This is a genomic window from Peribacillus sp. SIMBA_075 (assembly GCF_046534585.1).
In genome coordinates this window covers 1-285 of the sequence record NZ_JAWRYN010000418.1, presented here as the reverse complement: position 1 = coordinate 285, position 285 = coordinate 1, and the positions used below count along the sequence as shown (strand labels likewise).

The window sequence follows — 285 nt, the reverse complement described above, 5'->3', positions numbered from 1 at the left end:
CACTACTAGACGTCTTCTATTTTACGGGAAAATTCCGTGCTATCCTGCGATATTTGAAGAGTATTCGTATTTGCATATAGATGACATAGATTTCCGTCCATATTTCGAATGTACTTGTAATCGTGAAACCATTAGAGCTAAGTATATTCAGAGTGGGAATGTGGAGCGCTTTGTCCGTACAGTTAGAGCGAATATGAATAATTAATCACCCCTTTGTTTAAACATAATATCTTGGTCTTTGTGAGGGGAAATGCGGAATAAAAACAACTTCTAAACCTCTAGGAG

At 37.2% G+C, this 285-nt stretch carries 1 protein-coding gene; it reads left to right on the top strand.

Annotated elements, in window-relative coordinates; translation table 11 throughout:
- Nucleotides 1-205 (top strand): PH domain-containing protein (locus tag SB775_RS28835; RefSeq protein ID WP_410864618.1); only part of this gene is annotated, 205 nt, incomplete at its 5' end.
- Nucleotides 206-285 lie beyond the last annotated feature (80 nt).